Raw genomic sequence first — 25,426 nt, 5'->3', positions numbered from 1 at the left:
AGACAACTATGTGACCGGGGCGAGTGCGTGCAGCCAACGCATCTGCAATCAGAAGTATGAAGGGGATAAAAGGAACTTCTGAATGGCAACAATAACCCGCTGGTGGGCGCTGACGCTTATTGCCTGTGGTCTGCTCGCAGGCTGTGGCCTCACCCAGACCGTCACGGACGGTACGGTCAGCATCACGAAATCCATTTTCTACAGGAAAATTAAAACGCTGCATCTGGACTTTACTCCACGCACGGCCATTAATGCCGATGGCGCACAGACCCCGCTGGCGACCATGGTGCGGGTTTATCAGCTCAGGGATCGTAAAGCGGTTGATGCCGCCGATTACCAGACGCTGCTGCGCAAGGCCGATACGGTACTTAAAGACGACGTACTGGCGTCAAAATCACTGCTGGTGATGCCCAAAGGCAGCGTGACGCTCAATATGCCCATGGATGAGGACGCTCTGTTCGTGGCGGTGGTGGGATTGTTTAACCGTCCCGATATGAAGGACAACCGCTGGCGGCTGGTGCTGACCCGTGACGACCTCGACCCGGACAAACCCCGCACGATTGAACTGGGTGATGGCTGGCTCAGCCTCGTGCCGGTGAAGGAGTGACGTGATGGATAACTGGTTAGCGCTTTTTGACGGACAGACCCGATATTTTCTGGATATCAATGACAGTTCAATGAAGCCGGATGTTCTGCGCTTTTACGGCAGGGAAGCACTGAGCGAACCCTTCCGCTGGGACATCGAGTTCACAACGCTTCAGGCGAACATCCCCCCGGAAGAAGTGCTGATGAAATATGCCACCTTCCGGATGCGTGGCGGTAAAAATGTCCACGGCATCGTGACCCGGCTTGAATGGCTGTCCACATCAAAAGACCAGTCCCACTACCGGCTCACGCTCAGTTCCCGTCTTGCTCTCCCGGGAAACACCCGGCAGTGCGCCGTATTTCAGAATCAGTCCGTCCCTGAAGTGGTGGAGCAGGTGCTGCGTAAGCACGGACTGGAGGGAGCTGATTTTGACTTCCGTCTGGCGCGCACCTATCCGCCGCGTGAACTTATCACCCAGTGGCGGGAAACGGATTTACAGTTCATTCGGCGCATTCTGTCCGAGGTGGGGATTTACTGGCGCACGGAGATGGACGATGTGCGCGGTCTGGATACGTACATATTTGCCGACAGCCAGCTGAACTATCAGTTTGACGTGCGCCTGCCGTACAGCGAGCCGTCGGGCCTGTTTGACGGCGCGGCGGAATCGGTGTGGGACGTACGGACCTGGCACAGGATTGCCACCGGGACCGTCACCACGCGGGACTACAACTACCGGACCGCCACCACGCCGATGGATGCGACGGTCAGCGTGCGCAGTGATGCAGTCACTACCGGGGAACATTACCGCTACGCAGCGCCTTACCGTGTCGCCGGTGATGACACCAGCCCGGAGACGGAAACCGAATCCGGCGCGTTTTATGCCCGGCTTCATCACGAGCGGGAACTCAATAAATCAGCCCGTATCCACCTGTTCAGCAATGCCGCCCACCTTACGCCGGGGCAGGTGCTGGAGACGCAGGGCGATGTCATCAGCGCGCTGAAAGAGGGCGTGCTCCTTACGCTTGTGACCTTCCGGGGCGCCCGGGATTCCCGCCTGCATGTGTCGGTATGGGGCATGCCTTACACCGAGCGGTACTGTTTCCGCCCGGCGGAAATCCCGCGTCCAGAAATCCACGGCACCCTGCCTGCCCGGGTCGAGAGCCGGGAGAAGAATGACATTTATGCGCACCTGGACGGGCAGGGGCGTTACCGGGTCAGGCTGGACTTTGACCGGGAGGCGACAGAGCCCGGTTACGGCTACCTGTGGCTGCGGATGGCGAAGCCGTATGCGGGAGAAACGTACGGCTGGCACACGCCGCTGACTGACGGGACAGAGGTGGCGGTTGCCTACAGTAACGGTGATATTGACCTGCCGTACATCGCCCATGCGTTGCACGACTCTGAACATCCGGACCCGGTCACCCGCGACAACCACACCCGCAACGTACTGCGCACCCCGGCGAATAACAAGCTGCGGATGGAAGACAGGCGCGGTGAGGAGCACATCAAACTCGCCACGGAATACGGCAGGACGCAGCTCAACAGCGGACATCTGGTGGACAGCCAGGGACAACGTCGCGGCCAGGGCACTGAGCTGCGCACCGATGAGTGGGGCGCAATCCGTGCCGGGAAGGGACTGTTTGTCAGCGCGGATGCGCAGCCGAAAGCGCAGGGTGACGCACTGGATATGAGCGCTGCGCTTAAGGAAATCGACCGGCTTAACCAGCAACTGCAGCAGCTGGAAATGGCCGCAGAACAGGCGCAGGCGCTGAAGGCGGACGTGGACAGCCAGATACGGATGTTCGAACAGCGGCTGAAACCGCTTAACGAAGCTGTACTTTTCTCGGCCCCGGAAGGGATGGCGCTGACCAGCGGTGAACATCTGCAACTGGCCGCCAGCAAAACCGTCGCCATCAGTGCGGGCGGGGACATCAGCACTGGCGTCATGGGTAGCATGACCGCCCTCTCCGGAGAAAAGCTCGGCATGTTTGCCCGCACCGGTCAACTGAACCTGAAATCCGGCGAAGGGCCGGTAGAGGTCCAGTCGCAGAACGCCAGCCTGCGGTTGTTTGCTGAGAAGAAGCTGACGATGAGCTCGGCGAGTGATATTTCCTTTGCCGGGAAGAAGCGCATCACGCTTATCGGCGGGGGGAGCTACCTGCGGCTGGAGGCAGGGAAGGTCGAGTATGGTACGACGGCGACGTATATGCGCAAAGTGAAGCGGACGATGTTTGCTGGTGCAAATTCAACACCAACGTCATCAATATCAATGCCATTAGTTGAAGATTTAATCAGGATTGGATTCTTCGATGAACAATTCCGGATCTTAAATGATAGTGGTAAGCCTATGGCCAATGTTCCGTATTTTATCTCTAGTGAAAGTGGTGAAACATTTAAAGGTATCACAGACAATCAAGGTCTATGCAAACGTGTTTTTTCAAAGGAATCGTCCAAACTTACCGTTTGGCTAGGTGTCCAGGCTCTGGAGAGATGGTAGATGACTGAGCATTCAACTTTAACTAATGATACTCCACATTCAACGTACGATGTAACTGGTATGTTAATGCCAGCTCGTGCGTTTTTCTTTATCGTTGTCGATGAGCCAGGGAAAGACGGTTTTCTTGTTAGAAAAATATATGCCTCGACATCGAATCCTTATTTATCCCAAATGAATCTATCGCCACTAAGATTACTTTCTGAGACAGATCCTGAACGGTATGGCTTACTTCCCAAAAGTTATGACTCAACAGTTAGTATTGCTGAACATGTCATGGGTAAAAATAAATCACCTTACATCTCTACAAGTTCTATTTTTCCTGAGGGCTCCCCTAGGTTTGACGGTAAGTCAATATATATTGATGTCGAAAAAGCATTAAAATCAGGAGCGGAGTTAGTCACGACTGATGAAATTTTGAAAGCACTTGATGAATACAAAGTTAAAAATCCGCATTTGGCTAAACGTGTCGATAAAATTGCAGCATATGTAAGAGATGTTGATAAGGAAATCTTGATTAAAGGTGAAAAAATACCTGCGAAAGCCATTTTTACCCCAGAATCTCTTAGATTAGTAAAAGGTATGGCGAAAGCTGGTCGCGTAGTTCAGGTCATAGGTATAGTGTTAACAGCGTATGATCTTGAACAAGCAACTGAAAAATCGATAAAGACCGGCAGTGTAAAACCTATCAGCGCGGAAGTTATACGACAAGCAGGTGGCTGGGGCGGATTTGTCGCTGGAGCTAAAATAGGAACCGTTGCTGGTGCGGCAGTGGGTGTGGAAACAGGTCCAGGTGCAGTTATTACAGGACTTGTTGGTGGAATAATATTCGGCGCTGCTGGGTATTATGGTGCAGACTGGATTGCGGATTACATAGATGAAAATTAATTTGTTTGGTTTTTTTAGAAAAGGGAATAACCTTCAGAAAATTTACCCATACCTTGGTTTTGAAGTCTTGTCAAAACCTAAAAATATATATCCATTATTTTTGTCTCTTGAAGGCAACAATGTATATGCATATTCATCAAGGTTTATGGTTAAACCTGGTGATGTAGAAATAATAGAAAATATAGTAGAGTCTTCTTTCCGAAAAAAAATAACCAAAGAAAAGGAATACTTGCATTATAAAGAGAAGGCCTTGCATTATTTTAAATTCAGTGAGCTTGGTCAAACAGTGATTGATATAATCACCAACGATAACTATTTTATTAAAAGCCTGTGCAATGAGCACATTGAACCACCTGCCCCCGATACTGTTTTCCCATATTGTGATTTTGAGTCAGTGGGCAGTTTGCAAGGGCAGATGGAAATGTGGTGGAATGTTTATTGGTCTCCTTTTTGGATATCTCTATCGGAAGAAGAGAAAGCTAATTACTTAGATCGTAATAACATATCTAGTGAATTGAGAGAATTTTTGATACTTCATGGTTAATTTTTATTAACCGAACTGTCTCCCCGTGCTAGAAATTTGAGTTTGAAAATTGGTTAAAGTCTAACCTGGCACAACATCGCCACCGGGACCGTCACCTCGCGGGATTACAACTACCGGACCGCCACCATGCCGATGGATGCGACGGTCAGCGTGTGTAACGATGCGGTCACCACCGGGGAGCATTATCGTTACGCAGCACCTTATCGTGACGCGGGTGATGACGCCAGCCCTGAGCCGGAAACCGAATCCGGCGCGTTTTATGCCCGGCTTCATCACGAGCGGGAACTCAATAAATCAGCCCGTATTCATCTCTTCAGCAATGCTTCGCACCTCACGCCCGGACAGGTACTGGAGCCGCAGGGCGACGTCATTACGGCCCTGAAAGAAGGCGTCGTCCTCACGCTGGTGACCTTCCGGGGTGCCCGTGATTCCCGTCTGCATGTGTCAGTCCGGGGAATGCCCTACACCGAGCGTTACTGTTTTCGTCCGGCGGAAATCCCGCGACCGGAAATCCACGGCACGCTTCCGGCCCGGATTGAGAGTCGGGAGAAGAACGATATTTACGCTCATCTGGACGCGCAGGGGCGTTACCGGGTGAAGCCGGACTTCGACCGGGAAGGGACAGAGCCAGGCTACGGCTACCTGTGGCTGCGAATGGCGAAACCTTATGCCGGTGAAACGCTGGGCTGGCATACGCCGCTCACCGACGGAACCGAAGTGGCGATTGCCTACAGTAACGGTGATATTGACCTGCCGTACATCGCGTATGCGCTGCACGACTCTGAGCATCCCGACCTCGTGGACCGGGACAATCACACCCGCAACGTACTGCGCACCCCGGCGAATAACAAGCTGCGGATGGAAGACAAACGTGGTGAGGAGCATATCAAGCTCGCCACGGAGTACGGCAAAACCCAGTTGAATACAGGTCACCTGGTGGACAGCCAGGGACAGCGCCGCGGCACAGGTACCGAACTGCGCACCGATGAGTGGGGCGCAATCCGTGCCGGGAAGGGACTGTTTGTCAGCGCGGATGCGCAGCCGAAAGCGCAGGGTGACGCACTGGACATGGATGCGGCGCTTAAGGAAATCGACCGGCTTAACCAGCAACTGCAGCAGCTGGAAATGGCCGCAGAACAGGCGCAGGCGCTGAAGGCGGACGTGGACAATCAGATACAGATGTTTGCGCAGCGGCTGAAACCGCTTAACGAAGCTGTACTTTTCTCGGCCCCGGAAGGGATGGCGCTGACCAGCGGTGAAGATATGCAGATGAGTGCAGCACGAAATGTGGCTGTCAACGCCGGGGGGGATATCAGCACCGGAACAATGGGCAACCTGACCGCGCTGGCCGGAGAGAGGCTGGGGCTTTTTGCGCGCACCGGGCAGCTGAGCGTCAAATCCGGGGAGGGGCCGGTAGAGGTCCAGGCCCAGAACGCCGGCCTGCGGCTCTTTGCCGAGAAGAAACTGACGCTGAGTTCAGCGAGTGACATCTCCCTGGCCGGGAAAAAACGTATCACGCTAATCGGCGGCGGAAGCTATCTGCGACTTGAGGCCGGGAAGATCGAGTATGGTACGACAGCGTCGTATATGCGCAAAGTGAAGCGGACGATGGCGGCGGGTGCTGCATCAATACCGGTTAAGGCGACAACGGGTGGCGGTATCTGCCTCAGTTGTCTGATGAAGGCCGCGATGAACGGTGACACTTTTGTTGTAAGAGGTGAATCATGAGCAGTGTCAGTTTTAGCCTCGCAATGCAGTTCCTGATTCATTCATCAGACGTTTCAGTGTTTGCTTTAGTTGATGGTCTGCAATATGAGCGCTTCACCGGTTATGAACTGAAAATAAAGCAGGACGTTTGTTTGCCCTTATTTGATACCTGGCCGGATTCGCGTATTGCCTTTGCCGGACCGTGGCTAATCAGGATGAATGAAACAATGGAAATGAGGGAGCAACTGGAGGCCCTGGAAATCGCATTACCCGGCGTGACCTGGATAGTGTCAGGCTCCACGCCGGAGGAACTGGTTGCGCATTTACAGAGATATATGAACACAGGACTTCCGGACGGACGGGCTGCTTTACTGCGTTTTCAGGACCCGCGTGTTCAGGTTCGTCTGGGGGCGATGCTGAACAGTCAGCAGCACCGGGAAATGACAGGTTTAATGCGTGAATGGCTGACAACGGTGGACGGGAAAGTCTGGTCATTTAAACAAAGGGAATTCATATGCTGAAGCTGTCTGAAGAGCAGTGTGCCGGTGTGGACAAAATGGAAGATGATGATTTTGTACGCGATACCGCGCAAAGACTGAAGAGGAAATTTCCGGGGATTAACGAACCGGATGACACGTTCCATGTTCGCCTGAGAAATGCACTGGATTATGCCAATACCCTGCCGCTGAAAGAAAAGAATGTGAAGCGAGATTTTTTGTTTCTGGAGGCATTTTGGCCTGGTTTTTATCTGAAGCCTGAAGTGGATAAATGGCTGAGAACGCCGAATGGTTATTCAGTTGATCAGCGGGTTGAAGACTATATGCATGTGATGATAAACCGGGAAAGGAGAGGACTCTGATGGTTATGATCCCACCAGTAATTAACGGGGGAATGGGAGGCGCAGCTGCCGGAAGTGCCGGTGCGGCTGGTGGTGCGACCGGAACATCAACCTTTCCCGGAGCAGGAGGCAGCCATGGAGGCTGGGAAGATGAGGATATGTCTTATCCTGGTTCAGGCAATGGGTCGCGTCAGGGGACCGGAGGGTTTGACTATCAGGGAAAACCTTATGATCCGATGCTGAATGACCCCATGGCGGTCAGTGCAGAGACGCACGGTGATTTCTGGGAAGACGATATGGATTATTCAGAAACGGTGAGTTACGAAGGTGTGGATACCAAAGCCAGTGCGCAGGCAAAAACAGATGAAAAGACCTGTGAAAACTGCCCTCCGGAAGGGAAGGTGATGCCGATGGTAAGGCGTTGTTCCCGGTGGAGTATGGTTACAATCAGCTACCAGACAAGAATATGTGGCACGTTTTATAACCCGGAAACCAAACAGATACAGGAATTTAAATACTGCGGTGTATCGTTTGATGGCTGGAAGGATAAGCTGTGTCAGTTCTGGGAGGCGAAGGCGCGGTATGATCAATTTTTCAGGGTTGATGGTTCGAAGAAACCTTGGTGGACTGGTAATCAAAGTGCAATCAATCAGGCATCCCGCCATCAAGCGGTTGCAACAGTCAATCAACCCTTGAAGGTTGTCTGGATATTTATGCAACCTATAAGTTGCGAGTATTTCAGAAAAATATTTAAAGATTACAAAGATATTATTACAAGGTGGCAACCATGAGCGAGCTTTTTAATACTTCAATAAATGTACACACCGTGAAAGAACGTGAGATAACAATAGATGATTGTTTGAATGAGTTATATAAAAGTGCCTTGATTGTCAAAAATCTAACAAAGCAAGAACAAACGTGGTATTTGACTGGTTACTCCAGAAAAGAAGCTTCAAAGTATATCGTGTTTGATGGTAATAAACCGCGCCAAAATGTGATAGATGCTTTTGAACGACATTATAGAAAACATTATCCTTTACTTAATGAATCCATCTGGAATGGTCAACCAGATGGATTGGCTTGCGCAATATCACACTATATGAAATTTATAGATAACCCTAGAAAGCTAAACCTTATTATAGATTTGGACCAGAAAGTTGCCAACATATCGGATATGATTGACTCATTGTTGTTATTAGCTGAAGGAAGAAGTAATGCATGGATAAAGGTTGACTCGAAAGGCTATTGGCTTCATGATCGTAATGTATTTCCCGATCGGATATATGTGGGGTGGATGCTATATATTCCTCACATACTCTTGCCAGAATTAATTCCAGAAGCTGCCAGAGTAGTGCCAGTAATGGATGGCGAGAAACAGAAAGGCACTATTGTTGTGTCTACTGAGGAAATATTTGATGGTAACAACAAAGAACACATCGGCAAAGCTAACGATATAGAAATTAAGCTTCTGGATCTTGGTCTGTTACCGTTGATGACGGAGCTTTAATCTACCTCGTCGCGTGAACTTATCACCCAGTGGCGGGAAACGGATTTGCAGTTCATCCGGCGCATTCTGTCTGAAGTGGGGATTTACTGGCGCACGGAGATGGACGACGTGCGCGGTCTGGATACGTACATATTTGCCGACAGCCAGCTGAACTATCAGTTTGACGTGCGCCTGCCATACAGCGAGCCATCGGGTCTGTTTGACGGCGCGGCGGAATCGGTGTGGGACGTACGGACCTGGCACAACATCGCCACCGGGACCGTCACCACGCGGGACTACAACTACCGGACCGCCACCACGCCGATGGATGCGACAGTCAGCGTGCGTAACGATGCGGTCACCACCGGGGAGCATTACCGCTACGCAGCGCCGTACCGCGAAGCGGGCGATGACACCACCTCTGAGCCGGAAACGGAGAGCGGGGCATTTTACGCGCGTATCCACCACGAGCGCGAACTGAATAAATCGGCCAGAGTGCACCTGTTCAGCAACGCCGCACACCTCGCGCCGGGGCAGGTGCTGGAGCCGCAGGGCGATGTCATCAGCGCGCTGAAAGAGGGCGTGCTCCTTACGCTTGTGACCTTCCGGGGCGCCCGGGATTCCCGCCTGCATGTGTCGGTATGGGGCATGCCTTACACCGAGCGGTACTGTTTCCGCCCGGCGGAAATCCCGCGTCCTGAAATCCACGGCACCCTGCCTGCCCGGGTCGAGAGCCGGGAGAAGAACGATATTTACGCTCATCTGGACGCGCAGGGGCGTTACCGGGTCAGGCTGGACTTTGACCGGGAGGCGACAGAGCCCGGTTACGGCTACCTGTGGCTGCGGATGGCGAAGCCGTATGCGGGAGAGACGTACGGCTGGCATATGCCGCTCACCGACGGAACCGAAGTGGCGATTGCCTACAGCAACGGTGATATTGACCTGCCGTATATCTCCCACGCCCTGCATGATTCTGAACATCCCGACATCGTTAATCGCGACAACCACACCCGCAACGTACTGCGCACCCCGGCGAATAACAAGCTGCGGATGGAAGACAAACGTGGTGAGGAGCATATCAAGCTCGCCACGGAGTACGGCAAAACCCAGTTGAATACAGGTCACCTGGTGGACAGCCAGGGACAACGTCGCGGCCAGGGCACTGAGCTGCGCACCGATGAGTGGGGCGCAATCCGTGCCGGGAAGGGACTGTTTGTCAGCGCGGATGTGCAGGCGAAGGCGCAGGGTGACGCACTGGATATGAGCGCTGCGCTTAAGGAAATCGACCGGCTTAACCAGCAACTGCAGCAGCTGGAAATGGCCGCAGAACAGGCGCGGGCGCTGAAGGCGGACGTGGACAGTCAGATACGGATGTTCGAACAGCGGCTGAAACCGCTTAACGAAGCTGTACTTTTCTCGGCCCCGGAAGGGATGGCGCTGACCAGCGGTGAAGATATGCAAATGACGGCCACGAAAAATGTCGTCATCAACGCCGGGGGGGATATCAGCACCGGAACAATGGGCAACCTGACCGCGCTGGCCGGAGAAAAGCTGGGGCTTTTTGCGCGCACCGGACAACTGAACCTGAAATCCGGGGAGGGGCCAGTCGATGTTCAGGCGCAAAACGCCAGTATGCGGCTGTTTGCGGAGAAGAAGCTGACGATGAGCTCAGCGGGTGACATCTCTTTTGCCGGGAAAAAACGTATCACGCTGATCGGCGGGGGGAGCTTCCTGCGGCTGGAGGCAGGGAAGGTTGAATACGGCACGACAGCATCGTATATACGCAAAGTGAAAAGGACGATGGCTGCGGGAGCAAATACAATACCGATAGAATCAAAAATGATTCAGCAAATTCACTCCCTATATAATCTTCAATTTAGGTTAACTAATACAGTCGGTAATGTTGTTCCTCATGTAAACCGGGAGCTGACAGGTTTAATGCGGGAATGGCTGACAATAGTGGACGGAGAAGTCTGGTCATTTAAGCAAAGGGAGTTCATATGCTGAAGCTGTCTGAAGAGCAGTGTGTTGGTATGGACAAAATGGAAGATGATGATTTTGTTCGCGATACCACGCTAAGACTGAAGAAGAAATTTCCGGGAATTACTGAACCGGATGACACGTTCCATGTGCGCCTGAGAAAAGCCCTGGATTATGCCAATACTCTTCCCCTTAAAGAAAAAAATGTGAAGCGAGATTTTTTGTTCCTGGAGGCCTTCTGGCCCGGTTTTTATCTGAAACCCGAAGTGGATAAATGGCTGAGAACGCCGAATGGATATTCAACTGACCAGCGGGTTTAAGATTATAAGCATGTGATGATAAACAGGGAAAGGAGGGGACTCTGATGGGTATGATCCTGACGGGGGGAGGCGTGGGGGGGGCCGCAACCGGAAGTGTCGGTGTGGCCGGTGGTGCGACGGGCGCATCGACATTTCCCGGTGCGGGAAGCAGCAATGGAAGCTGGGAAGATGAGGATATGTTTTATCCTGACTCAGGCAGTGGGGTGCGTCAGGGTAACGGAGGGTTTGGCTATCAGGGGAAAAAGTATGATCCCATTCTGAATGACCCGATGGTTGTCAGCGCAGAGACGCACGGTGATTTCTGGGAAGACGATATGGATTACTCAGAAACGGTAAGTTATGAGGGCGTCGAGACCAGCGCAGGAGCACAGGCGAAGACGGATGAAAAGACCTGTGAAAACTGCCCACCGGAAGGTAAGGTGATGCCGATGGTAAGGCGTTGCTCGCGCTGGAGTATGGTCACAATCAGCTACCAGACAAGAATCTGCGGCACGTTTTATAATCGGGAGACGCAGCAGATACAGGAGTTTAAATATTGTGGCGTATCGTTTGATGGCTGGAAAGATAAGCTGTGTCAGTTCTGGGAGGCCAAGGCGCGATATGATCAGTTTTTCAGGGGTGATGGTTCGAAGAAAGATTGGTGGCGAGGAGATAACAGTGCAATTAATCAAGCTGGGCGTCATCAAGCTGTTGCGACAGTAAATCATCCTTTAAAAGTCGTCTGGATTTTTATGCAGCCGATGAGTTGCTACTACTTTTCAAAAATCTTCATAAGATTTAAAGATATACTTGTCAGATGGGAGCCTTAACTATGGGTACACGTTTTGTTGTAGACTTTGATTTTCGCATCAAAAATGATGATATTCAGCTTTCACAAATAATTGAACACTTTACTTTTATCATATCGCAAATTAATAATTTATCTCAGGTAGAAAAGGATTGGTATGAAACGGGTTACTCAAGAAAACAGGCTCTAAATCAGGTGGCATTTCAGAATGGAAGTATAACAGATAACACTCGTTTGAAATGGGAACGACGATATAAAAAAAATATACCAATGTTTGTTGATAGCGTGTGGGATGCCAATGATGATGAAAATAGCTGCGGTATCTCTTATAGAAAAATGTTTTACGATGAGAAAAATAGAGTTTCAGTGGAATTAAGTTTAGTTGTAAATAATGAAGGAACCCTATTGTGCCGATTTATATCCTTCTTATCACACCTGGCTTTGTTTTTTAATTGCTCCTATATAAGCATCGATTCAAATGGATACAATCTGTTGGGGCGGAATGTATTCCCGGACAGACTGGCTGTAGGTTGGATGTTATACATTCCATACATGGTCTTGATTGAGTTAATTCCAGAAGCAGCCAGGGTAGTGCCAGTAATGGAGGGCGAGAAACAGAAAGGTACTATTGTTGTGTCTACTGAGGAAATATTCGATGGTAACAACAAAGAACACATAGGCAAAGCTAACGACATTGAAATTAAGCTTCTGGATCTTGGCTTTTTACCACTGATGACAGAGCTTTAACTCTGAGAGTCACGAAGTAGGGATTTACTGGCGCACGGAGATGGACGACGTGCGCGGTCTGGTTACGTACATATTTGCCGACAGCCAGCTGAACTATCAGTTTGAAGTGCGCCTGCCGTACAGCAAGCCGTCGGGTCTGTTTGACGGCGCGGCGGAATCGGTATGGGACGTACGGACCTGGCACAATATTGCCACCGGCGCGGTCGCCACGCGGGACTACAACTACCGGACCGCCTCAACGCTGATGGATGCGTCGGTCAGCGTGCGTGATGATGCGGTCACCACCGGGGAGCATTACCGCTATGCAGTGCCTTACCGTGTCGCCGGTGATGATACCAGCCCGGAGCCGAATCCCTTCCCCTTAAAGAAAAAAATGTGAAGCGAGATTTTTTGTTCCTGGAGGCCTTCTGGCCCGGTTTTTATCTGAAACCCGAAGTGGATAAATGGCTGAGAACGCCGAATGGATATTCAGCAGACCAGCGGGTTGAAGATTATAAGCATGTGATGATAAACAGGGAAAGGAGGGGACTCTGATGGGTATGATCCTGACGGGGGGAGGCGTGGGGGGGGCCGCAACCGGAAGTGTCGGTGTGGCCGGTGGTGCGACGGGCGCATCGACATTTCCCGGTGCGGGAAGCAGCAATGGAAGCTGGGAAGATGAGGATATGTTTTATCCTGATTCAGGCAGTGGGGCGCGTCAGGGTAACGGAGGGTTTGGCTATCAGGGGAAAAAGTATGATCCCATTCTGAATGACCCGATGGTTGTCAGCGCAGAGACGCACGGTGATTTCTGGGAAGACGATATGGATTACTCAGAAACGGTAAGTTATGAGGGCGTCGAGACCAGAGCAGGAGCACAGGTGAAGACGGATGAAAAGACCTGTGAAAACTGCCCACCGGAAGGTAAGGTGATGCCGATGGTAAGGCGTTGCTCGCGCTGGAGCATGGTCACAATCAGCTACCAGACAAGAATCTGCGGCACGTTTTATAATCGGGAGACGCAGCAGATACAGGAGTTTAAATATTGCGGCGTATCGTTTGATGGCTGGAAAGATAAGTTGTGTCAATTCTGGGGGGCCAAGGCGCGATATGATCAGTTTTTGATCAGCTCTCGACAAAAAAAACATTGGTGGAAAGGTGACAGGAGTGCAGTGAATCAGGCTAGCCGACATCAGGCAGTTGCAACAATAAATAAACCATTAAAAGTGGTTTGGATTTTTATGCAGCCGATTAGCTTTGCCTATTTTCAAAGGATGTTTATTGGATTTAAAGACATAATTGTAAGGTATCAGCCATGAAGTTAGATTTCAGAATAGAACATGAGTTTGGCCGCAGTGAATCAATAAAACCAGTTGAACTTGCAACTCTTTTTCAGGGAGTTACAAAACAATTGGATGAGCTTTTAGGGACTAAAAGGACATGGTATGAACAAGGATATTCAAGAAAGCAGGCCCTGCAATACAAAGTATTTACTGAGGATGGGCTATCCGAAGATGTTCTTAGCCGTTGGGAAAAGGAGTATAAAAAAGACTATCCGAATTGGACCGCTGGAATTTGGGATGGTGGGTCTGATGAAGATAGTGCAGGAGTGGATTGCTATCAGTCATATTCCAGTACTCACCGCAGAAAAAATCCTCTAAGTTTGGTTGTCGGTTTTTCTATAGAGTTGAATCAAACAAGTCTTAACACTGAAAAAATGATTGGGTTTTTAACTTTTTTGTTACATTTAACCGATGGCTGTACTTATTCCTGTGTAGAATCTGGTGGTTATGGTTTTTCCGAAATAATCCCTAAAGAAAATGGATATGACGAAGTATATAAAAAAGTATTTCCTGACAGAATATCTTGCGGATGGATGATATTCATACCTGCCATTATTTTACCTAGCCTGATTCCAGATGCTGCCAGAGTAGTTCCTGTCCAAAAAGGTGACAAACAGATTGGAACAATCGTTGTTTCAACTGAGGAAATATTTGAAGGAAATAATAAAGAACACATAGGCAAAGCTAACGACATTGAAATTAAGCTTCTGGATCTTGGCTTTTTACCACTGATGACAGAGCTTTAACTCTGAGAGTCACGAAGTAGGGATTTACTGACGCACGGAGATGGACGACGTGCGCGGTCTGGTTACGTACATATTTGCCGACAGCCAACTGAACTATCAGTTTGACGTGCGCCTGCCGTACAGCGAGCCGTCGGGTCTGTTTGACGGCGCGGCGGAATCGGTATGGAACGTACGGATCTGGCACAACATGGCCACCGGTGCGGTCGTCACGCGGGACAACCACACCCGGAACATCCTCCGGACGCCTGCCAACTCAAAATTGCGGATGGAAGACAAGCGCGGTGAGGAGCACATCAAACTCGCCACGGAATACGGCAAAACGCAGCTCAAAACCTATGCCTTTAGATGACATAAAAAATATATATCCAGATCGAGGTGGTTTTATGCATTACAAAATTCATTCTTTACTTTACAGAAAAGATATTTTAACTGCTGTTCAGTTGATTAAAGAGCTGAGATATTTGATTGATACTTTGCCCAGTTGGGTTGAGAAGAAAAAAATTTGGTTAATTGCACATCCTTCAAAGAAAATTATAGCCCTAAACGAACTTGGTATTTCTGAAGATGCATTGGCCTATGTCGATTATTTGATTGTAAATAAGAAGTCTATAAGCATAGTTCTGGCTGATGAAAATGAAGATGATAGTATCATAACCATTTTATATAAAAATACACCATCTATTTCAAATGAAAGATATTTACTCACGGTGACAATTAAGTCATTATCTGGTTATAATGATGTAGATAATTTTGTTTATATATTTAAGGCCATGGTTAATTATAATGGATGGTGCTTTAAATATATACTCCTTGATACAGAGCAATATAGACTCAATCAAAGGGAAGTGTTTGATGATCGATTACCAGTTGGTTGGATGTTATATTTGCCTGTAAGGATAAAACACGAGCATGTTCCATCCGCATATAAAGTATTTGATATCGAAAACAATGCCGGAACCATAGTTGTATCTAAATCAGTGTTTAATGGTAAAGAGCCATTTGATATTACATGCGCAAATAATGTGGAGATAGAACTAGCAGCGAATGGTTTATTACCTTTAATCAAAGGATTGTAACTTTGAATTCAGACTGGAGCGCACCTACCCGCCGCGTGAACTTATTACCCAGTGGCGGGAAACGGATTTACAGTTCATTCGGCGCATTCTGTCCGAGGTGGGGATTTACTGGCGCACGGAGATGGACGATGTGCGCGGTCTGGATACGTACATATTTGCCGACAGCCAGCTGAACTATCAAAGTGGCTTGAGCCAAGCTGGGCGACATCAAGCTGTTGCGACAGTTAATCACCCTTTAAAAATTGTGTGGATATTTATGCAACCAGTGAGTTATCGGTATTTTTCAAAAATGTTTAAAGACTTTAAGGATATAATCACAAGGTGGGTGCCATGATAAGAATAACAGCAAGTGCTTACTATGAAGATACTCAGTCTCCTAGCGTTGAGTTATGTCTTGATGAGCTTTTTTATATCACAGGATTGATTGATGTGTTGTTGGGAACAAAAAAAAGTGGTATGAGAAAGGATATTCAAGAAAGCAGGCACTTGAGCATGTAGTGTTTGATCATAAAAAAGCTGAGCCGTACGTCATCGAAAGATGGCGCAGTCAAGTAAAAAAAATTATCCGCTGATTATAGAAGGGGGCTGGGATGGTGAAACTGATAGCAAAATATGTTCAATTAACTACATAAAAAAACACATTGAAAATATCAAAAAACAAATTTGGATGTTAGCATTACTTGTAATGAAACAGATATAAGTTTAGACAAAGTTATTGCCTTTTTAATATCTCTGGTTTGTGATAAAGGTCAAATATATGCACATGTAAATACGAATGGGTATTGTAATAATGGTAGTAATATTTTTCCTGATCGAATTAGCGTGGGTTGGATGATTTATATACCAGCTATAATATTACCAGAATTAATCCCCGAAGTTGCAAAAATAGTACCAATTTTCGATGGTGAGAAGCAAAAAGGAACTATTGTTGTGTCAACCGAAGAAATATTCGATGGAAACAACAAAGAAAACATCGGCAAAGCTAACGATATAGAAATTAAGCTTCTGGATCTTGGTCTGTTACCGTTGATGACGGAGCTTTAATATATCTCGCCGCGTGATCTTATCACTCAGTAGAGGAAAACGGACCTGCAGTTCATTCAGCGTATCCTGTCTGAGGTGGGAATTTACTGGCGCACGGCGATGGACGATACCCATAAGCTGAATACCTACATTTTGCCGATAGCCAGATGAACTAGCGGTTTGCTGTGTGTCTGCCTTATTGCGAGCGCGACTTCGGTTACAGCTACCTATGGCTGCGGATTGAAGGCAGGCATAGCGAGGATTGCATCAAGCTCGCCACGGAATATGGCTCAACGCAATTTCCCTGTGTGGCGCCGGTCTATGCAAAATCCTGCCTGAAGGAGAAAGGTTTTAACGACGCAGGTTCCGCCGAAGAGCCCGTTGAAAGCAAAGATGAACACACGACACGGCCATTTCCTGTACCGGACGAACGTGATCTTAACGATCACCAACAGATATTTCCTGCGGGATCCAAAATCAACCAGGAACGACTACTCATAACAGTGATAAAACTATCAGGAGATAAACATTGACTGAATTTTTTGTCACCAACTCCGGTGAGGGGGGCCACCTCCTTTCCAAATAGTAGATAGTATAAGAGGTTCAATTCTTTTGATGATTTCCGTGATACTATTTGGAATGAATTTGGAAAGCTTCCAGAGCTGACCAAACATCCAGAATATCCGGTGGAATATAAAGGAAAAGAGTTTACAATATATTTATGGGTTAGGTAAATCTTCGAAAGTAAGTGAATTTTAAAGGAAACTATCCTGATGGTTATTTGAATAAGCGCATGGTTGACATTATTAAAGTTAACGTCCACCCTAGAGGTGGAGATTTAAGCATTTGCCTCGAAACCAATGAGTGCAGTAAGCCTTTAACGATTCCAGGAATTGCTGAGGAATTAACTAATCGCATAGATATCGGGTCCGACGAAACATCTGGCAAAGTGAATATTTGATAGTAAAGTGGAATAGGTGCGCTTTTACGATGTTTGCCTTCCGTGACTATCATACATGGATTTTTACGGAAAAGATTGTTAAAATGGTTTTTTATCATGCGAAACAAAGAAAAGATTTTATATGGATAGCTGAAGGGAATGAGGCTTTGCAAGGTTATGCTCTTAGATTATTAGGGTTGAATTTCTCCGAATCATATGTTTCTGACCTCATCTACTACCCTGAATGCGGGTTCGAAAATGAATCAGTGTATGACGTCAATTTAACTTATAATGAATATTTAGGTGTTTAATGAAAAAATCAGACCGTTGGCGACCAGACACACCGGAAATTGTTTTGTCTTATTAATTATCAGAATAGCATGCAGGAAAGTATCAATTATGGATCGAAAATCACCTTCTTTATATGAAATTCTTACTGGCAACTTTACAGGGGATCTTTCGCTTGAAGTGATAAACGAAGAAGACCAGGTCATTTTATCAGTACTGGATAACATCCAGCGTATTTTGAATGCCCGCGCCGGTACCGTATCCCATCTACCAGATTATGGTTTGCCCGATATGACCAAAATTCTCCAAGGTATGCCTGGGACAGCCCATGAACTTATCGATACGTTGGCCGGTGTCCTGCTCAAGTATGAACCTCGTTTACAGTCACTCAATGTCACTTTACTCGAACAGCAAGTGCCTGGCGAGTTACGCTACGCCATCGACGCGGAGCTGAAGGGGATCGGGCTGGTGCGCTACGGCACCGAATTTATGCCTGAAGGCAGAGTGCTCATCCGCCATCTGAAGCAACAACAGTACCTGGATGCCCGCGCGGCGATTTAATTCCTCTCTTTGAATGAAGCCCTGACGATGACAACCCTTTCTGAACGCCACCTTAACACCGGCGGTGACCCGCGCACGCTTGCGGATTACGCCGCACTCCGCGATGAAATGAACAAACTGACCCACCCGGCGCGCCCCGACGTCAACTGGCCACATGCAGAAACACTCTGCCTGTCGCTGTTTGAGCATAATGGCGTGGAGTTGCAGACCGCTGCCTGGTACACGCTCGCGCGCACCCATCTGGCCGGGCTGTACGGCATGAATGAGGGGCTGGCGATACTGGACGCGCTTCTCTCCCGACAGTGGGGCAATCTGTGGCCGCAACCCGTGCATGCGCGGATGGAAATTCTCAGTGCGCTCAGTAAACGGCTACAGCAGGTGATGCGTACCCTGACGCTGCGCTATGCCGATCTCAGCCAGCTGTACCAGGCGGAGGAACATCTGAACGCGCTGGGTGGCGTGTTACAGCGGCTGGAACTGAAACACGCCAGTCAGCTTGATGCCCTGCGTACTCAACTGCATAACGTCGCGGTGCGGCTGGAAAACAGCGATGGCGATACCGAAAACGCGCCGTCCGCCGGCGTGTGCGTACCGGGTGATGCCGTAAGGTCGCCCGGCCTGACGGCGCCTGCTGAAGGCGTCAAATGGGTTTATGTCGCGCAGCCTGAACCGCTGCCGAATGTGCAGGTGGTGACAGACTCTCCGCTACCGGTAAAACTCTGGAAGCCATTCGCCGCAGGGATGCTGACGATGATGGCGCTGGCTGGCGCGGCGGTCTGGGGATGGCAAATGATGCATAATGCGGACCCGGCGAAGGGGCAGTTTGCGGCAACGCTTGCGCCTTTACCTGCCGCGCTTTCGGATGAACAATTACAGTCTTTCCGGCAGTCCTCTCCGTCACCGGAAACGGGTATCAAACAGACACAGCAGCAGCTTGCACGGCTTGCGCAGTTAAAACCAGACTGGGTTATCCGCTACGGCGACAGTCTGGTGCAACAGGCGCTTATCCTGTGGCCGGAACAGGCAAAGCCGCTGGCGCAGCAGTGGCAGCAGCAACTTACCGCGTCGGCGCTTCCTGGAGAAAATCTCAACGGCTGGCATCAGGGAATGACGCAGTTACAACAGTTGGCGAACCGGTTGAACGCGCTGGACGAGCAGAAAGGGAAGTACATGACGGTCAGCGAACTGAAGTCGGCTGTCTTTACCATGACGCAGTCATTTAACCGCGCTGTGCCGCTCGAGGAAAAACTGCGCCAGCTTGCACTCCTGCCGGAAGGGCAACCCTGGCCTGCGGCGCAGCAAAGCCAGGCGGAACAGCATTTACAGCAGCTTATGACTCGTTACGCGCTGATAAAAGAACACAAACCGTAGTAACCGGATCATCATTCAGCCAAAAAAAACAGCGAGTGATTACACTCGCTGTTTTTTCGTGGGGTAATGAACACACTTACATCTGTTATGTGTTCAAAAATTTGATTGGTCGGCACGAGAGGATTTGAACCTCCGACCCCCGACACCCCATGACGGTGCGCTACCAGGCTGCGCTACGTGCCGACTCGTGGGTGCTAATACTACCGCTTTCCACACCGAATGCAAGGGGACATCCCGCTAACTGATTAATTATAAATCAGTTAGCGATAAAACGTTTCTCATCCGTGAGGACCTGTAGCAGCAGGCTTAGCTGCGGCTTCTGATCTTTGATCTTCTCGCCGCGTAAATCATACGTCTGATACTTGCCATTACTGTTCAGCACCAATGTCATGTCCGCCGTGGTGATCGCCAGCGTATTGCCATCCGCTGCGGTTACCCAGTAGTGGCGACGGTTGGCGTTAAACAGATCCTGCCCCTGGGAATATTCATTGGCAGGGGTGCTTACATGCAGCAGTCGCTGCATCAGCGTGGTCATCACATCCGTATGATCGGTCAGGCTGTTAATTCGTTGGGCGGGGGTGCCCGGCCAGTGAATGATCAACGGAACCTGCAGATGTCCACGCGACCAGTCGAAGTTGCGCTGTTCCTCGCTCAACGGAACACCCCGACCCGCAGTGATAATGACGACCGTGTTGTCCAGTTTACCGGACTCGCGCAGGGCGCCGAGTACCCGGTTTATCTGTTTATCGACATCACCAGCGGCACGGGCGTAACGGCGGACAAAATTCTTTTGATTATCTTCATCCACGTTGGTGCCGTTAAACGAAACCCACGAGAACCAGCGGTTATCTTCCTGGGCGTAACGCCCTAACCAGTTGATCCATTGGCTGGCGGTTTGCTCGTCGGACTGCGTTTGCACGCTCGGCATTGAGAAGTCTGACAGCAGCGCCTGGCGATACAGCGGACTGGTAAAACCGTCGGAGGAGAACAGTCCCAACTGGTAGCCTTGCTGATTGAGCGCCGTGATCAGCGCGGCTGGCGTGCGGGTGGATAAAATGCCGTCCATATAACTCGGCGAGACGCCGTAGAACAGGCCAAAGATACCGTTGTCAGTAGCGTTGCCGGAACTCATATGGCGCGTGAAGGCAATGTTTTGTTCGGCAAATCCGGCAAGGGCTGGCATCTGCTTTTCATAACGCGAATAGTTCAGGCCGTCGACGGTGATCAACAGCACGTTTTGTCCGGTCCCCATGTCGCGGTAACGCAATTCGCTCAGCGGATACTGAACGGAAACGGCTTCCGGATTACCCTGCTCAACCAGACGACGCTGATACTCCTGCGCGTCCAGCAGGCCGTGTTTTTCCAGAAAACGGCGCGCTGTCATCGGATAAGACAGCGGCAGGTTGGCGCGCTGCATGGTTATCGGGCGATAAAAATTCGCGTCGGCCCAGATATACACCACGTGCGAGGCAATAAACGACACGAAAAAGAAGGCGGCCAGCGGCCTGGCGTAATGTCGGCGCCGCGTCAGGCTGCGCAGCTTCTGCCAGCTCCAGGTGGCGAACAGCATCTCAATCAGCAGGATCACGGGCACGCTGATAAACATTAGCTGCCAGTCCCGCGCCATCTCATTCTGGTCAGGGTTAATCACCAGTTCCCAGACGATGGGATTAAGATGCAAGTGGAAACGGGTAAAGACTTCGCTGTCGATCAACAACAGCGTCATCCCGGCGGTTGCCAGAATGGCTGACAGGAAACGCATCAGCCTCTGGGAAATGACGATAAACGTCAACGGGAACAGGATCAGCAGATAGGCGGCAAACACCAGAAAGCTGAAATGCCCGACGATACTCACATACGAGTAAACGCGACCGGCCAGCGTTGTCGGCCAGTCGGCGACAAACAGGTAACGGCTGCCGAGCGCAATAGCCAGCAGGATATTGAACAGTGCAAACCAGTGTCCCCAGCTAACCATCTGGGAGACTTTTTCACGGTAGCGCTGACGATGAGTTACCATAACGTGTCGTTCGTTTCCCCGAAGTCGGCTTTAGTGCGCTTTGTCGTCGTTGATCGAAGACTGCAACGCGCGGGCAAAAGAGTTGGCTATCGCCTGGCGCTGAGCCGGGGCAATGCTGGTGTTGATAAGGTTAGTGACCATGTTTCCCAACACCATCAGGGAAAGGTCAGTCGGCGCCTTATGTTTTTCCAGTACGTTGAGCATCTCGGTGAGCATCTGTTCAACGTGTTCGTCACTGTAGCGGGAGATTTGTGGCATAAATCGAAATCAGTTTGTTCATGAAAGGGCAACATATTACCGTAGCAGCAGTTTTTTTTCCGCTTTTTTATCCGCAAATAATTCGCATTACTGTGCTAAAGGCAAAACGGCGCGGCATCTTCTGTTGCGTCGCTTCGCGGGTGGTGGTTGAATACCGCCCGGTCTTAAAGGAGAGTTTATCATGAGTCTGGATATCAACCAGATTGCCCTGCACCAGCTTATCAAACGCGATGAGCAAAACCTTGAGCTGGTCTTGCGCGATTCATTACTGGAACCGACAAACACCGTTGTTGAGATGGTGGCCGAGTTGCACCGGGTCTATAGCGCGAAAAATAAAGCGTATGGCCTGTTCAGCGAAGAAAGTGAACTGGCGCAAGCGCTGCGGTTGCAGCGTCAGGGGGAGGAGGATTTTCTCGCCTTTAGCCGTGCGGCGACCGGCCGTTTACGCGATGAGTTAGCGAAGTATCCTTTTGCGGACGGCGGTATCGTCCTGTTCTGCCACTATCGCTATCTGGCGGTAGAGTACCTGCTGGTGGCGGTGCTGAACAATTTAAGCAGCATGCGTGTAAATGAAAACCTGGATATCAACCCGACGCACTATCTGGATATTAATCATGCGGATATTGTGGCGCGTATTGATCTCACCGAATGGGAAACCAACCCGGAGTCCACCCGTTATCTGACCTTCCTGAAAGGGCGGGTAGGGCGCAAAGTCGCCGATTTCTTTATGGATTTTCTTGGCGCCAGCGAAGGGCTGAACGCCAAAGCGCAAAACCGCGGACTGCTGCAGGCCGTCGATGACTTCACCGCAGAGGCGCAGCTTGACAAAGCCGAACGCCAGAATGTGCGTCAGCAGGTTTACAGCTACTGCAGTGAACAGCTGCAGGCCGGAGAAGAGATCGAGCTGGAGTCGCTGTCAAAAGAGCTTTCCGGCGTCAGTGAAGTGAGCTTCAGCGAGTTTACCGCCGAAAAAGGTTACGCGCTGGAAGAAAGTTTCCCGGCGGATCGCAGCACCCTGCGCCAGTTGACCAAATATGCCGGCAGCGGCGGCGGGTTGACCATTAATTTTGACGCGATGTTATTAGGCGAGCGAATTTTCTGGGATCCGGCTACCGATACGCTGACCATTAAAGGTACGCCGCCGAACCTGCGCGACCAGTTGCAGCGCCGCACATCGGGTGGGAATTAACAGACATAAAAAAACCCCGCCGCGGCGGGGTTTCTCTTCGACGTGTTGGCGATTACGCGCGAACGAAGTCGATGTGAGTCAGCTTCGGCTTGAACGCGTGGCGCTGTACAGCCTGAGCTTTAACTTTTACTTCTTTACCGTCAACAACGATGGTCAGAACTTCGCTGTAGAATTCAGCTTTAGCTTGCATGTTCATAACCTGATCGTGGTCCAGTTCGATAGCGATCGGGGCTTCTTTGCCACCGTAGATGATCGCCGGGAACTTGTTAGCGGCACGCAGGCGGCGGCTCGCACCCTTACCCTGCTCTTTACGTACTTCAGCGTTGATAGTAAACATTTAAATCTCTCTTTAATAATTCCTGCTACAGGCGACCCAGCAACAGGTAAGTGATCTGCTTTGCGTATGCAAAAGCGGGCGAGATTCTATACTCAAACGCCCGGCACATCAATCAAAACTACGATTAACCGCGCAATTCATGCGCCCGGCGAAAGCGTCCTTCGTAATCGAACACTTTTTCACGCACCTGCCAGTACTGGCCTTTCATCCGCGCGACCACAAAATCGGGGTGGCGCAGCAGCGGCTGCTGCGCCAGGATATCCGCGGCGGTGATCCAGCGTAGCGGAACGCCCGGCGTGCGGGTATGCGGGCGAATAAACAGTTGCTCAAAGGCGGTGCGCTGGGCGGGCGTTTGCAGACGAAAACGTTCGCTAACGTCTGCGCCGTCTTCGTCATAGTAAGTGATTTTCAGCCACTCGCCTTTCTCATCCTGACCGTGCTGCAAGGCCATACCGCTACAGCGCAACACCAGCGCGTCTTTCAGTTTCAGCGCCGCCTTCAACATATCGTCGGGATCGACCAGCACGGCGTCGCATTCGCGGCAGCGGCGGGCGGCAATGTCATTTTCGGCGTTGCAATGCGGGCAGTTTTTGAAACGAAAGCGGAAGTCACACTGTTCGCGAAGCCCTTCATCATCCTCGAACCAGCCCTGGCAACGGCGGCCAAAATGCTCGATCAGCGTACCGTCTGCGGTGGTTTTCCCCCAGAAAGTATTGGCGAATCCGCAGGCGGGGCAGAACACCTGCACCGGCACGTTGTCACTTTTGCCTTTTGGACTTCCAACCTCCGGGGAATATAGGTCGTGCGGGTTTCCGGCGTAATCCAGAATCAGGCAGTCGGTTTTTCCTGGCGCAAGGCGCAAACCGCGCCCGACGATCTGCTGATACAGGCTGACCGACTCGGTTGGGCGAAGAATGGCGATCAGATCGACATGCGGCGCATCAAAACCGGTGGTTAAGACGGAAACATTCACCAGGTAGCGAAAACGCTGCGCTTTGAAAGCATCAATGAGCGCATCGCGATCCGCGCCTGGCGTGTCGCCGGTAATCAGTGCGGCGTCCGTAGCGGGCAGCAGTCCGACGATCTCTTTGGCGTGCTCTACGGTGGCGGCGAAAATCATCACGCCTTTACGGCGTTGGGCAAATTCGACGATCTGGCTGATGATATGCGGCGTAATGCGCTGCTGCTTTTTTAGCTCGCGGTTCAGGTCGGCTTCGCTAAACAGACCGTTGCTCTGCGCCTGCAGACGGCTGAAGTCATACTGTACGACAGGCATATCCAGACGCTCCGGCGGCGTCAGATAACCGTGTTTGATCATATAGCGCAGCGGTAACTCATAAATGCAGTCGCGAAACAGCGCCTTTTCGTTGCCGCGCACCATGCCGTGATAATGGAACTGATAAATCCAGCCTTTACCCAGGCGAAACGGGGTGGCGGTCAGCCCCAGCAGGCGCAGGTGAGGGTTCACTTCTGTCAGGTGGGCCAGAATTTGCTGATACTGGCTTTCTTCATCGTCGCCGATCCGATGGCATTCATCGACGATCAACAGCGAAAATTCGCCCTGGAAAGCGTCAAGATTGCGCGCGACAGATTGTACGCTGCCGAACACCACTTTCCCCTGACTCTCTTTGCGCTTCAGCCCGGCGGCGAAAATATCGGCCTCCAGCCCCAGCGCGCGGTATTTAGCGTGGTTCTGCGCGACCAGTTCTTTGACGTGGGCCAGCACCAGCACGCGCCCTTTGGCGACATGGGCCAGTTCGGCGATCACCAGGCTTTTGCCCGCGCCGGTAGGGAGGACGATGACCGCTGGCGTACCGTGGCGGCGGAAATGGTTGAGCGTGGCGTCCACGGCTTCCTGTTGGTAGGGACGAAGTGTAAAAATCATGGTCTCACAATGCGTAACGAACTCGGGTATAGTATG

23 protein-coding genes, 1 tRNA gene and 6 pseudogenes are annotated in these 25,426 nt (G+C 50.5%); 25 read left to right on the top strand and 5 right to left on the bottom strand.

What is annotated here, in order from left to right:
• The first annotated feature begins 82 nt into the window (after window positions 1–82).
• From tssJ to CSE01S_RS04185, 24 genes and pseudogenes are all read left to right on the top strand, one after another.
• On the top strand, window positions 83–607 hold the full coding sequence (gene tssJ, locus CSE01S_RS04295) for a type VI secretion system lipoprotein TssJ (protein WP_042284641.1): 525 nt from the start codon (window positions 83–85) through the stop codon (window positions 605–607).
• Window positions 608–611: 4 nt separating this feature from the next.
• The gene (locus CSE01S_RS04290; RefSeq protein ID WP_042284639.1) at window positions 612–3,083 is read left to right on the top strand and encodes a type VI secretion system Vgr family protein; all 2,472 of its coding nucleotides are present in this window, start codon (window positions 612–614) and stop codon (window positions 3,081–3,083) included.
• Window positions 3,084–3,968 (top strand): glycine zipper family protein, encoded by an 885-nt coding sequence (locus CSE01S_RS04285; protein ID WP_042284636.1) that lies wholly within the window; start codon window positions 3,084–3,086, stop codon window positions 3,966–3,968.
• Window positions 3,958–4,512 carry a hypothetical protein gene (locus CSE01S_RS21920; protein ID WP_052406272.1) on the top strand — a complete coding sequence of 185 codons (555 nt, stop codon included), beginning with the start codon at window positions 3,958–3,960 and terminating at the stop codon, window positions 4,510–4,512. The genes CSE01S_RS04285 and CSE01S_RS21920 overlap by 11 nt, the downstream gene beginning before the upstream one ends.
• A gap of 63 nt (window positions 4,513–4,575) precedes the next feature.
• Window positions 4,576–6,240, top strand: a pseudogene (locus tag CSE01S_RS04275) (DUF2345 domain-containing protein); the annotation flags it as partial.
• 23 nt (window positions 6,241–6,263) lie between these two features.
• Entirely contained in the window at window positions 6,264–6,740 is a 477-nt protein-coding gene (locus tag CSE01S_RS04270; RefSeq protein ID WP_042284782.1) for a DUF4123 domain-containing protein, read from the top strand.
• Complete coding sequence (locus CSE01S_RS04265; RefSeq protein ID WP_042284635.1) at window positions 6,734–7,078, top strand: hypothetical protein; 345 nt, start codon at window positions 6,734–6,736, stop codon at window positions 7,076–7,078. Before CSE01S_RS04270 ends, CSE01S_RS04265 begins: the two co-directional genes overlap by 7 nt.
• Entirely contained in the window at window positions 7,078–7,848 is a 771-nt protein-coding gene (locus tag CSE01S_RS04260; protein WP_042284632.1) for a Tox-REase-5 domain-containing protein, read from the top strand. Before CSE01S_RS04265 ends, CSE01S_RS04260 begins: the two co-directional genes overlap by 1 nt.
• The gene (locus CSE01S_RS04255) at window positions 7,845–8,564 is read left to right on the top strand and encodes an Imm52 family immunity protein (RefSeq protein ID WP_042284629.1); all 720 of its coding nucleotides are present in this window, start codon (window positions 7,845–7,847) and stop codon (window positions 8,562–8,564) included. The genes CSE01S_RS04260 and CSE01S_RS04255 overlap by 4 nt, the downstream gene beginning before the upstream one ends.
• Window positions 8,565–8,576: 12 nt before the next feature.
• A pseudogene (locus CSE01S_RS04250) lies at window positions 8,577–10,550 on the top strand (type VI secretion system Vgr family protein); the annotation flags it as partial.
• Window positions 10,544–10,843, top strand: a complete 300-nt coding sequence (locus tag CSE01S_RS04245) for a hypothetical protein (RefSeq protein WP_042284626.1) — start codon at window positions 10,544–10,546, stop codon at window positions 10,841–10,843. The pseudogene CSE01S_RS04250 and the gene CSE01S_RS04245, both read left to right, overlap by 7 nt.
• Before the next feature lie 44 nt (window positions 10,844–10,887).
• A complete protein-coding gene (locus CSE01S_RS04240) occupies window positions 10,888–11,652 on the top strand; it encodes a Tox-REase-5 domain-containing protein (protein WP_042284623.1) in 765 nt (254 codons plus the stop codon).
• Between the two features lie 2 nt (window positions 11,653–11,654).
• Entirely contained in the window at window positions 11,655–12,377 is a 723-nt protein-coding gene (locus CSE01S_RS04235) for an Imm52 family immunity protein (RefSeq protein WP_233422688.1), read from the top strand.
• Between the two features lie 13 nt (window positions 12,378–12,390).
• Window positions 12,391–12,726: pseudogene (locus tag CSE01S_RS04230) on the top strand (contractile injection system protein, VgrG/Pvc8 family); the annotation flags it as partial.
• A gap of 184 nt (window positions 12,727–12,910) precedes the next feature.
• Window positions 12,911–13,675 carry a Tox-REase-5 domain-containing protein gene (locus CSE01S_RS04225; RefSeq protein ID WP_042284617.1) on the top strand — a complete coding sequence of 255 codons (765 nt, stop codon included), beginning with the start codon at window positions 12,911–12,913 and terminating at the stop codon, window positions 13,673–13,675.
• Complete coding sequence (locus CSE01S_RS04220; RefSeq protein WP_084588971.1) at window positions 13,672–14,445, top strand: Imm52 family immunity protein; 774 nt, start codon at window positions 13,672–13,674, stop codon at window positions 14,443–14,445. The genes CSE01S_RS04225 and CSE01S_RS04220 overlap by 4 nt, the downstream gene beginning before the upstream one ends.
• A 13-nt stretch (window positions 14,446–14,458) precedes the next feature.
• A pseudogene (locus tag CSE01S_RS23245) lies at window positions 14,459–14,669 on the top strand (hypothetical protein); the annotation flags it as partial.
• Between the two features lie 159 nt (window positions 14,670–14,828).
• Window positions 14,829–15,521 carry an Imm52 family immunity protein gene (locus CSE01S_RS21915; RefSeq protein ID WP_052406270.1) on the top strand — a complete coding sequence of 231 codons (693 nt, stop codon included), beginning with the start codon at window positions 14,829–14,831 and terminating at the stop codon, window positions 15,519–15,521.
• Between the two features lie 13 nt (window positions 15,522–15,534).
• Window positions 15,535–15,702: pseudogene (locus CSE01S_RS23590) on the top strand (contractile injection system protein, VgrG/Pvc8 family); the annotation flags it as partial.
• 149 nt (window positions 15,703–15,851) lie between these two features.
• Complete coding sequence (locus tag CSE01S_RS23030; protein WP_157449578.1) at window positions 15,852–16,019, top strand: hypothetical protein; 168 nt, start codon at window positions 15,852–15,854, stop codon at window positions 16,017–16,019.
• Window positions 16,020–16,184: 165 nt separating this feature from the next.
• On the top strand, window positions 16,185–16,565 hold the full coding sequence (locus tag CSE01S_RS23235) for an Imm52 family immunity protein (RefSeq protein ID WP_233422687.1): 381 nt from the start codon (window positions 16,185–16,187) through the stop codon (window positions 16,563–16,565).
• A 12-nt stretch (window positions 16,566–16,577) separates the two neighbouring features.
• Window positions 16,578–16,717, top strand: a pseudogene (locus CSE01S_RS23585) (type VI secretion system Vgr family protein); the annotation flags it as partial.
• Between the two features lie 1,166 nt (window positions 16,718–17,883).
• Complete coding sequence (tssE, locus tag CSE01S_RS04190; RefSeq protein WP_042284601.1) at window positions 17,884–18,333, top strand: type VI secretion system baseplate subunit TssE; 450 nt, start codon at window positions 17,884–17,886, stop codon at window positions 18,331–18,333.
• A 27-nt stretch (window positions 18,334–18,360) separates the two neighbouring features.
• A complete protein-coding gene (locus tag CSE01S_RS04185; RefSeq protein ID WP_042284597.1) occupies window positions 18,361–19,704 on the top strand; it encodes a VasL domain-containing protein in 1,344 nt (447 codons plus the stop codon).
• A 106-nt stretch (window positions 19,705–19,810) separates the two neighbouring features.
• Here the strand turns inward: CSE01S_RS04185 and CSE01S_RS04180 are convergent.
• From CSE01S_RS04180 to CSE01S_RS04170, 3 genes are all read right to left on the bottom strand, one after another.
• A tRNA-Pro gene (locus CSE01S_RS04180) sits at window positions 19,811–19,887 on the bottom strand.
• 73 nt (window positions 19,888–19,960) lie between these two features.
• The gene (gene yejM, locus CSE01S_RS04175) at window positions 19,961–21,721 is read right to left on the bottom strand and encodes an LPS biosynthesis-modulating metalloenzyme YejM (RefSeq protein WP_042284595.1); all 1,761 of its coding nucleotides are present in this window, start codon (window positions 21,719–21,721) and stop codon (window positions 19,961–19,963) included.
• A gap of 30 nt (window positions 21,722–21,751) precedes the next feature.
• The gene (locus CSE01S_RS04170) at window positions 21,752–21,979 is read right to left on the bottom strand and encodes a YejL family protein (RefSeq protein ID WP_042284592.1); all 228 of its coding nucleotides are present in this window, start codon (window positions 21,977–21,979) and stop codon (window positions 21,752–21,754) included.
• A 181-nt stretch (window positions 21,980–22,160) separates the two neighbouring features.
• Here CSE01S_RS04170 and yejK point away from each other — a divergent pair, with 181 nt between their 5' ends.
• Window positions 22,161–23,168, top strand: a complete 1,008-nt coding sequence (gene yejK, locus CSE01S_RS04165) for a nucleoid-associated protein YejK (protein WP_042284589.1) — start codon at window positions 22,161–22,163, stop codon at window positions 23,166–23,168.
• Between the two features lie 52 nt (window positions 23,169–23,220).
• On the opposite strand, the gene rplY is transcribed toward yejK, so the two are convergent.
• On the bottom strand, window positions 23,221–23,505 hold the full coding sequence (gene rplY / locus CSE01S_RS04160) for a 50S ribosomal protein L25 (protein ID WP_042284586.1): 285 nt from the start codon (window positions 23,503–23,505) through the stop codon (window positions 23,221–23,223).
• Window positions 23,506–23,629: 124 nt separating this feature from the next.
• Window positions 23,630–25,390 carry a DNA repair helicase RadD gene (gene radD / locus CSE01S_RS04155; RefSeq protein ID WP_042284583.1) on the bottom strand — a complete coding sequence of 587 codons (1,761 nt, stop codon included), beginning with the start codon at window positions 25,388–25,390 and terminating at the stop codon, window positions 23,630–23,632.
• Between the last annotated feature and the right edge of the window lie 36 nt (window positions 25,391–25,426).

The organism is Citrobacter sedlakii NBRC 105722 (genome assembly GCF_000759835.1).
Taxonomy (GTDB): Bacteria; Pseudomonadota; Gammaproteobacteria; order Enterobacterales; family Enterobacteriaceae; genus Citrobacter_A; species Citrobacter_A sedlakii.
Note: the sequence above shows the minus strand (reverse complement) of the source record. Positions and strands in the feature narration are given on the sequence as shown.

Coding starts and splice junctions, on each gene's coding strand:
- CSE01S_RS04170 (WP_042284592.1), bottom strand. CDS start 21,979: ATGCCACAAATCTCCCGCTACAGTGACGAACACGTTGAACAGATGCTC.
- CSE01S_RS04220 (WP_084588971.1), top strand. CDS start 13,672: ATGAAGTTAGATTTCAGAATAGAACATGAGTTTGGCCGCAGTGAATCA.
- CSE01S_RS04285 (WP_042284636.1), top strand. CDS start 3,084: ATGACTGAGCATTCAACTTTAACTAATGATACTCCACATTCAACGTAC.
- CSE01S_RS04245 (WP_042284626.1), top strand. CDS start 10,544: ATGCTGAAGCTGTCTGAAGAGCAGTGTGTTGGTATGGACAAAATGGAA.
- CSE01S_RS04235 (WP_233422688.1), top strand. CDS start 11,655: ATGGGTACACGTTTTGTTGTAGACTTTGATTTTCGCATCAAAAATGAT.
- yejK (WP_042284589.1), top strand. CDS start 22,161: ATGAGTCTGGATATCAACCAGATTGCCCTGCACCAGCTTATCAAACGC.
- CSE01S_RS23030 (WP_157449578.1), top strand. CDS start 15,852: ATGATAAGAATAACAGCAAGTGCTTACTATGAAGATACTCAGTCTCCT.
- CSE01S_RS21915 (WP_052406270.1), top strand. CDS start 14,829: ATGCATTACAAAATTCATTCTTTACTTTACAGAAAAGATATTTTAACT.
- rplY (WP_042284586.1), bottom strand. CDS start 23,505: ATGTTTACTATCAACGCTGAAGTACGTAAAGAGCAGGGTAAGGGTGCG.
- CSE01S_RS21920 (WP_052406272.1), top strand. CDS start 3,958: ATGAAAATTAATTTGTTTGGTTTTTTTAGAAAAGGGAATAACCTTCAG.
- CSE01S_RS04240 (WP_042284623.1), top strand. CDS start 10,888: ATGGGTATGATCCTGACGGGGGGAGGCGTGGGGGGGGCCGCAACCGGA.
- CSE01S_RS04185 (WP_042284597.1), top strand. CDS start 18,361: ATGACAACCCTTTCTGAACGCCACCTTAACACCGGCGGTGACCCGCGC.
- CSE01S_RS04290 (WP_042284639.1), top strand. CDS start 612: ATGGATAACTGGTTAGCGCTTTTTGACGGACAGACCCGATATTTTCTG.
- tssE (WP_042284601.1), top strand. CDS start 17,884: ATGGATCGAAAATCACCTTCTTTATATGAAATTCTTACTGGCAACTTT.
- CSE01S_RS04270 (WP_042284782.1), top strand. CDS start 6,264: ATGCAGTTCCTGATTCATTCATCAGACGTTTCAGTGTTTGCTTTAGTT.
- CSE01S_RS04225 (WP_042284617.1), top strand. CDS start 12,911: ATGGGTATGATCCTGACGGGGGGAGGCGTGGGGGGGGCCGCAACCGGA.
- radD (WP_042284583.1), bottom strand. CDS start 25,390: ATGATTTTTACACTTCGTCCCTACCAACAGGAAGCCGTGGACGCCACG.
- CSE01S_RS04260 (WP_042284632.1), top strand. CDS start 7,078: ATGGTTATGATCCCACCAGTAATTAACGGGGGAATGGGAGGCGCAGCT.
- tssJ (WP_042284641.1), top strand. CDS start 83: ATGGCAACAATAACCCGCTGGTGGGCGCTGACGCTTATTGCCTGTGGT.
- CSE01S_RS04255 (WP_042284629.1), top strand. CDS start 7,845: ATGAGCGAGCTTTTTAATACTTCAATAAATGTACACACCGTGAAAGAA.
- yejM (WP_042284595.1), bottom strand. CDS start 21,721: ATGGTAACTCATCGTCAGCGCTACCGTGAAAAAGTCTCCCAGATGGTT.
- CSE01S_RS04265 (WP_042284635.1), top strand. CDS start 6,734: ATGCTGAAGCTGTCTGAAGAGCAGTGTGCCGGTGTGGACAAAATGGAA.